Source organism: Psychromonas sp. (assembly GCF_983033635.1).
This window is the reverse complement of sequence record NZ_CEZLMY010000112.1, coordinates 4,242-11,730: the sequence shown is the minus strand read 5'-3', so window position 1 is coordinate 11,730 and position 7,489 is coordinate 4,242. Positions and strand designations below refer to the sequence as shown.

Here is a 7,489-nt window from a genome sequence, read left to right as displayed (position 1 = left end):
GTTTTCTGTACTAGCTGATCTTTTATAAATACTATAAAAGTAAATAACCTTTGTTTATGGCTAGCTTGTTAGCATTAGCAACAAAAAATATTTTTCCCTAATGACTTTAACTATAGGTACAAAAATGAATTCGAACAAAAACAAGATAGCCACTATGGGATGTTTATATCTGCACAGTGACACATTTGTAATTTCATAGTGTCGGTGGATGTAATGATAAGCGCTTTAATTTAAGGGAGTAGTGTGCTGTTTTTAAAAATTGATATCGATTTAACAAAGCTTGCAAATGATAATTTCCACTATCTAAAATCTAACATTCCCTAGAATACTTTCTCTGATATCGCGGCAGCATGCTTTCATTTCCTATTAAGCCACCCTGATGGATGTAAATAATATTTTGCTGGGAACTATTGTGTTTTAGATAATCTAAGAGTGATAACCAGCCTAAAGGATCATAAAGCAGGTCAAATTCAATGCCCGTTTGCTGTTTTAGCTGTAACCAAATTTGGTAAAATTCAGGGTAGAGTTTGCCAAACTGGTATCTCTTTCTGCTTGGTAAAATTGTCGGCCAAACGGAGTTATCGCTGTCTAACTCTGAAAACTGCTCAGTTAGATATTGCTGATCGCCCACACATGCGCAGGTCAAAACTTTATAAGGTAATAAAGATTGTAAAAAAAGGGCGGTAGTCCCTGTTCCTGATGGCAGCATTATGACAGGTTTCTGGAGTGCCTTTTGCAGGCAAAAATCTTTAATCTCTTCTGCTAACTGTGCGATCCCCTGTTTTGCTTGCTTACATCGGCCACCCTCGGGCATAAATAGCGTACCGCTCGGTAAATGTTGCGCTTTTAAGCGCATAAAAGCGTCAAGATTAGTACCTTCGTCGAGGGATCTTTTATCTAATTCGATTATATTTGCATCCAAGGCTAACGCTGCGCGATAGTTTCCATTCGGGCGCGCTTTTAACCAGCCGGGAATATTGCGGACATAAAAATCAAGTTGCCAGCCCTTGAGTTTGGCAAGTGCAGACAGTGAATAGAGAGAGTTCGCTTGAACAGAGCCATGGCCCACAATTTTTTTAACTCCAGGGAAATCATTATTTAGAAAATAAGCGAATTTTCGCGCTTTATTACCTGAAAAATGCGGATTTAAAAGATCGTCTCGTTTTATAAAAAAAGTAAAACCTGCCATATTAACCGATTGAACGGGAGAGAAAGCCAATACTGGAGTAATATTTTGCTGTTTCATAATAGCTTTCCATTTTCACATTTTGCTTATTGTAGCTGTCTTGCTCAATAACATCTTAATCTGCAGGCAATAAAGATTTCCGCTTCAGTAACCCCTTTATTTTTCCCGCTTTCTCTTTTTATACCTGTGCCATGCTTGTTTTTGCTTTAACTAAAGCGATGCCACCATAGGCGAATGAAATAGCGATAATAGGATTTAGCCAGTTGAGTATGGCCCAAGGTGCGTAATCAATAACGCTGACGCCGAGAGTGGTGGCAAAAAATGCGCCTCCTGTGGTCCAAGGAATAAGTGCAGTGGTTAATGTAGCACCTTCCTCTAATGAGCGTGACAATATAGCTCTGTCGATACCACGTTCCTGATAGGCATCGCCATATAACTGGCCATTGAGGATGATTGACATGTAGGCTTCGCCAAGGGTCATATTAGCGATAAAACAGCTGCTGATGGTCATTGCAACTAAGCTGCCCTGGCGTTTGACACTACGCAGCAGCCCATAAATTAATACTTGTAAAAAGCCGAACCGGTCAAGAATGCCACCTAAGGCAAGTGCCAGTAATGCCAATGATAAAGTCCACATCATGGCACTGATGCCACCGCGAGTTAATAGATTGTCTAAGCTGGCGATGCCTGTATCGGCATTGCCGCCGCTAAACAGGGCGTTGAGCACCTGAGTCAGCGCCGCATCTTGTACGCTGACGGCTAACAGGATGGCGACGATCGCAGCACTGAACATAGCGGGTAATGCGCTTACTTTGAAATATATCAGCAGCAGCATGGTTAATAACGGTAACAGGTTGAGCAGCTGTATCTGATAAGTCTGCTGCAGGGCGCTTAGCAGCTCGTTGATATTATCGGTGGGGATCGTGTTATTTGCATATTGTATGCCGATCAAGGCAAAGGCTATCAGGGTAATAAGGTAAGCGGGGCCGGTGGTTTTGAGCATAGAATGAATGTGTTGTTGCAGTTCGGTTTTAGCGGCCATTGCTGCGAGGTTGGTGGTATCGGATACCGGAGACATTTTGTCGCCGAAGGTTGCACCTGCGATAATCATGCCGGCAACGATTGGCGCGGGTATGCCCATCGCTGTGCCGATGGCGAGCAGTACGACACCTGCGGTACCGACTGTGCCCCAGCTGGTTCCTGTCGCGAGCGACATTAGACTGCAGAGGATTAATCCTGCGGGTAAAAATATTGTTGGAGAGATAAATGTCAGACCGTAATAGATCAGGGTGCCGATGGTGCCGCTTTGAATGAATGCGGCAATTAAGACGCCGATCAGCAGGAAGATGTAGATGGAGGTTAAAGCGCGCTCTATGCCTGAGTTCATGGCGTTGATGATTGGTTTAAAGTCTCCGCGATATAAGTACCAGGCACTACATGCAGCAATCAGCAGACAAATAAGCAGTAAACTGTGCAGGCTGACTGCATAGCCGAACAGTCCAACCCCTATCACGGCACAAATAGCCAAAAAAGTACTCAGTGCATGTCTAAAACTTGGTTGTTTTGTTGTTTCGTTCATTTTAGTCTCTCTGTTTTTCATTCTACGAACTAAAAACTTAACTGATTGTAACTATAAAAAATTGACTTTTCATCTGTCTTCATCGCATTTTGCACAGTTGTGACTGCTAATGTGACTGCTAATGTGACTGCTAATGCGACTGCTGAGTTATCAATGCAGACGCACAAAGCTTCAACTACTGTTTTTACGATCGAAGGCGCTAAAGTGAGTTTATTCTGCTGAGGCTCAGCTGTTGATGATCATACCAAATCCACTAATTTTCTATTCATTTATGCTTGTTAAAATGAATGCTAGCTTCGTTATTGATTTTACAATTAGAACAACTAGTTACTGCAATCAATGCCTTGCTTCCATCCATTTTCCCTACGCCTAAATAGAACACCCAATTAATGGAATTGGTATTACTGGGCCTCAACTTTGTTAATAGTCAGTGCTATTAACGAATCGATTTTTGATAACGAGCGGTGACAGTCTGGTAGTTTTCGGCTTCGGCAAACACCTTGTCCATCAGCGGTTCTAGCGTTGTCAGCCTGTCACTAGCTGGTGGATGGCGCTGCATAAAACTTAGCCAGGCGGTGGAATCAGGCTTCTCGCTGGCAATCTTTTGTATGACCGCGATATAAGCATAGGGATCATATCCTGCTCGCGCGGTAATAATAACCGCCATGCTATCGGCATTCTCTTCATCTTCCCGGGCTAAACCGTTAGTGTAAAGATCGTCTACTGCGGCGCTGACTTTTTCAGCTAATTCGATATTATCCTCTGTTTCGCTACTGTAGTCCTCTTTTCTGGCACTGTTAAGCTGGTAGGCTAATATGCCAATATCAGATGCCAGATCCAGTTTTGTCTGTTTCTGCAATGCTTTTAAATAGTGGCGTTTTAATACATGTGACATCTCATGGGCGAGCACTCCGGCCAGTTCAGCTTCACTGTTTAATCTTAGTAGGGTACCTGCTGTGATAAAGATGTAACCACCCGGCGCAGCAAAGGCGTTAAAACTCTTGTCATCGAGCACGATAAAGCGCCAGGTGAGGTTAGGGCGTTCGCTATTCTGCACCAGCCACTGACCCACACTGTTGACATACAGCTGAAGTTCATCGTTATTTAATATTCGGCTGTCGGTTAGCAGTATCTGGGCAACTTCGTTACCAAAGTCCATCTCCTGCTGCTCTGTTTTATCCGCGAGGTCGGAAAACTTATTGACTGTGTCAGCAAGCTGGTTTAAATCAATATTCTCGATTATTTCTAAATCAGTGGTTTTACAGGTGAACAGTGATAAGAGCAGGCTTAATAGCAGGGGAAGTCGTGCCGTTTTCCATAAGTTCCATTTATTATTTTTCATATTTAGCCTCCAGCTATTTTGTTTCTACATAGGGCAACTGTGTTTGTTTCAACCCTTCAGCCTTAGCAAAGGCCCTGGCCTGCTCGGGAGAAACGATAAAACGATCCAGGGTGTTAATAGCAAAGGGATCGCCTTGCCCTTTTTCCAGCTCCTCCTCAGATAGTCCTCGCACCCCCGTTGCCACCGTAACGCTACCTGTGCCTTGGGTTAGCAGTGAAAAACCGCCTTGCTCGCTGCCAGTTAGCGAATAGCGCAGCCAGAGCATCTTTAACCAGCCTTGTAACGGAGGGGCGGTTTCCACCCGATACCAGCCTCCCTGGCGCTCGACAATATTGACCGGCGTATCGGTTTCTAGAATCTTTAAGGTTTTGCTTTTGATGGAGGGGGAGGCTTTCAGATCTGCCTCTATTACCGTTGAAGCCAGCTGTCCGGCTTGTAGCGAAGTGATTAACAATAGGCTGCAGGTAATTAATATTAAAAGATATTTCACTGTTTTTTTCTCCTTGGGATAAACACAGTAACGGGCTCTTCTCTGCCTTTTAACTTATAGCTACCAAGCTCAATAAAGTCAAAATGATCTCCGCAGGCGTTGCGGGTTGAGGAGGAGACCAGCAGGTTGCAGCGGTTTTTGGTCACACCTTCGATGCGGCTGGCAACATTGACTGCATCACCGATTACTGTGTAGTCGTAACGCTGTTCTCCGCCGATGGCACCAACCACCACTTCGCCAGTATGGATTCCTATACCAATATTAAAATCAGGAAGCTGCTGCTCGCGGCGAAAACATTCGAGTTGCTCCACCATTGCCAATGCAGCCTCAACAGCCTGAATCTCCTGCTTGTCGTTTGCGAGAGGGGCACCCCAAAAAGCCATAATGGCGTCACCGATAAACTTATCCAGAGTCCCCTGGTTTTTGAAGATCACGCCCACCTGCATTGAAAAATATACATCCAGCAGTTGAACTATCTCCTGAGCGGTATGTTTCTCTGATAGGGTGGTAAAGTTGCGGATATCGGAAAACAGCACTGTGATCTTGCAGCTCTTGGCACGCAGTGCTTGCTCTGTTTGGCCGGAGTCAACCAGCTGACGAACCACATTACGATCCATAAAGCGGCCGAAAATATCAATGGCGTAGCTGTATTCCCGTTGTCGCCGCAAAAACTGAACTATTAATACTGTTAAAAAATAACCAGTAACAATGATCAGGGGACTGTTGACGGGCATCAGCAACTTGTGTGATATCAACAGGTAGCTAGCGAGGTAATAACATAATGTCAAAATGATAAAGCCTTGAGCCACGGGTAAGACTCGTTTGGCAAACAGTAAACCTATTGTGATCAGAAGTAAAAACAGTAGAGCAACAAACCACTCGACTGAAGTCGGAACAGGAGTAAGTTGTTGGCCATGTAACAGGTTATCTAAGGCAGTCGCCACAATATACACGGCGGGAAATACACCGCTTACAGGCGTGTTTTTGATGTCATGCAGGCCCGTTGCCGTTGCCCCGATAATAATGATTTTATCGTGAAAAAAGCCTTCGCTAATAAAGTGCTCCTCTTGACTGATTGCCTTATAGACAGCTGCGTAGGGATAGGTGGCATAGGGGAAGCTCGAGTTAGTGGACTGAGTCGCGCGCCAATCGAGTATGAACTCTGTTTGTTCTGGGATATTTGCCCCTAAGTAGCGGGCAACCTTGGTGGGTAGTGAGTCTAATCGCCACTCCTCAATTGAGTGCTCAATCTGGTAGCGACGTCCCACGCCATCGGGATCCGGCTCAAAGTTGATGGTGCCTAGCCGCCAGCCTGAGGAGGCGATGGCAGTGGGCAGTAATAGATTCGCTCGGGTTTGTTGCTGGGTATTTTGCGCGTTAGCTGCTGGTTTTAGACCGACACTGGCCGGGTAGTCCACTAGCCTTGGAAAGAGGTGAGCTTGCTCCGATTCCAGGTGCAGTATTGGCAGAAAAATGTTTTCGGCACTGGAAATTACCTCCGAGAGGTATTTATCTGCGTCTGGGCGGTAGATATCGGCTTCGGAAAATAGGATATCAAAAACGATAGCTTTAGGCTGCTGTAGCAGTAACTGCTCTAGCAGCTCGCCGTGAACCGAACGAGGCCAGGGCCAGCGGCCTACCCGATTTTTCATAGCCTGCAGGCTGGGATCATCAATATCGATAACTACAATATCGGCATCAGCAGTATTGCCCCGGCTCCACTGCTTGACTGCAAAATCCAGCCAAATATTATCGAAGTTGGCAAAGGGTTTGATAAGGGCATTGCCGCTAAGCAGGGCGATAAAGAGCAACAAGGCTTTCAATATGATGCCGTTTTTCTTGTAGGCCTTATTCAGGCTGCTGTTTAAGGCATTAGCCTGGGCATTGAAATCCGTCTGCATAGGGCACCTGCTTAGCTATGATCCAGGATATTAAAATCACATACATGGTGATGAAAGCTGCTCGTTTCAGTACTGGGTTTACTGTAGTGCTTATCTTTGATCGCCAGATAAACTTTGGCATCGATAAACAGTCGCACCAGATCGCCATTTAGCTGCTGTTTGTCAGCTTCATTCTGTAGAATTTTAAATGCCAGCTCATTGGGTACCGCATGTTTATAGGGGCGATCTGATGCTGTTAGCGCATCATAAATATCGCAGACCGTCATGATCTGGGAGGCCAAGGGGATTTGATTATTCGTTAGTCCTCTGGGATAGCCGCTTCCGTCTATTTTTTCATGGTGAGCGGCGGCAATATTGGGAATATCCTGCAGCTCCTGCGTCCATGGGATCTGCCTTAAAAAGTTTTCAGTGTGGCTCACATGAGAACGGATCTCCGTCATCTCATCCATGCTTAGGCTGCCCTTGGGAATAGAGAGTGCCAATAACTCCTCTCGGTTGATTAGCGGTGTCAGTATTCCGCTGTCATTGGGTGCATGGTAAGCATGGATCTGCTGCAGATCATGCGGCAGGGACTCCGGCAAGATTGTCGGTTCGTTGGCTTGAAGAATATTCAGCCAAAACTGCTCTAACTGCAAAATTTGTTGCTGTATCTGCTCCTGGCGATTTAGCTGCAGCTCTGCATTGCAGCATCCCTCCTGTTGGAACAGTTTAAGTTCGGTTTCTGCTCTTTGTCGCAATAAGGTTTGCTGCGTGAGGCGGATTCGGTATTTAATAACGTCTAGCTGGTGCTGAGTAAGTTTTTTGGCTTTGGTCAGTACCGATTCACGAACACCTACTTTGCCAAAATCGTGCAATAGAGCTGCATATTTCAGCTGACGCAGATCTTTTTCATTTAACAGCTGCTTTTGATATTGAGGTAAACCGGCTTCAGATAGGCATTTGGCCAGAGCCAGTGAGAGATCTGCCACACGAAAGGAGTGGCCGCTGGTGG

6 protein-coding genes are annotated in these 7,489 nt (G+C 45.4%); all 6 read right to left on the bottom strand.

The features are described from left to right. Positions 1 to 310: 310 nt before the first annotated feature. Positions 311 to 1,246 carry a 1-aminocyclopropane-1-carboxylate deaminase/D-cysteine desulfhydrase gene (locus AC4GME_RS13290; protein ID WP_490379559.1) on the bottom strand — a complete coding sequence of 312 codons (936 nt, stop codon included), beginning with the start codon at positions 1,244 to 1,246 and terminating at the stop codon, positions 311 to 313. A 118-nt stretch (positions 1,247 to 1,364) separates the two neighbouring features. After that, the gene (nhaC, locus tag AC4GME_RS13285; RefSeq protein WP_490377487.1) at positions 1,365 to 2,765 is read right to left on the bottom strand and encodes a Na+/H+ antiporter NhaC; all 1,401 of its coding nucleotides are present in this window, start codon (positions 2,763 to 2,765) and stop codon (positions 1,365 to 1,367) included. A 436-nt stretch (positions 2,766 to 3,201) separates the two neighbouring features. Next, positions 3,202 to 4,107 carry a M48 family metalloprotease gene (locus tag AC4GME_RS13280; protein WP_490376507.1) on the bottom strand — a complete coding sequence of 302 codons (906 nt, stop codon included), beginning with the start codon at positions 4,105 to 4,107 and terminating at the stop codon, positions 3,202 to 3,204. 13 nt (positions 4,108 to 4,120) lie between these two features. Next, complete coding sequence (locus tag AC4GME_RS13275) at positions 4,121 to 4,597, bottom strand: SH3 domain-containing protein (protein ID WP_490376508.1); 477 nt, start codon at positions 4,595 to 4,597, stop codon at positions 4,121 to 4,123. Next, complete coding sequence (locus tag AC4GME_RS13270) at positions 4,594 to 6,498, bottom strand: CHASE2 domain-containing protein (protein WP_490376509.1); 1,905 nt, start codon at positions 6,496 to 6,498, stop codon at positions 4,594 to 4,596. Before AC4GME_RS13270 ends, AC4GME_RS13275 begins: the two co-directional genes overlap by 4 nt. An 11-nt stretch (positions 6,499 to 6,509) precedes the next feature. Beyond that, positions 6,510 to 7,489 (bottom strand): HD-GYP domain-containing protein (locus tag AC4GME_RS13265; protein ID WP_490379558.1); only part of this gene is annotated, 980 nt, incomplete at its 5' end.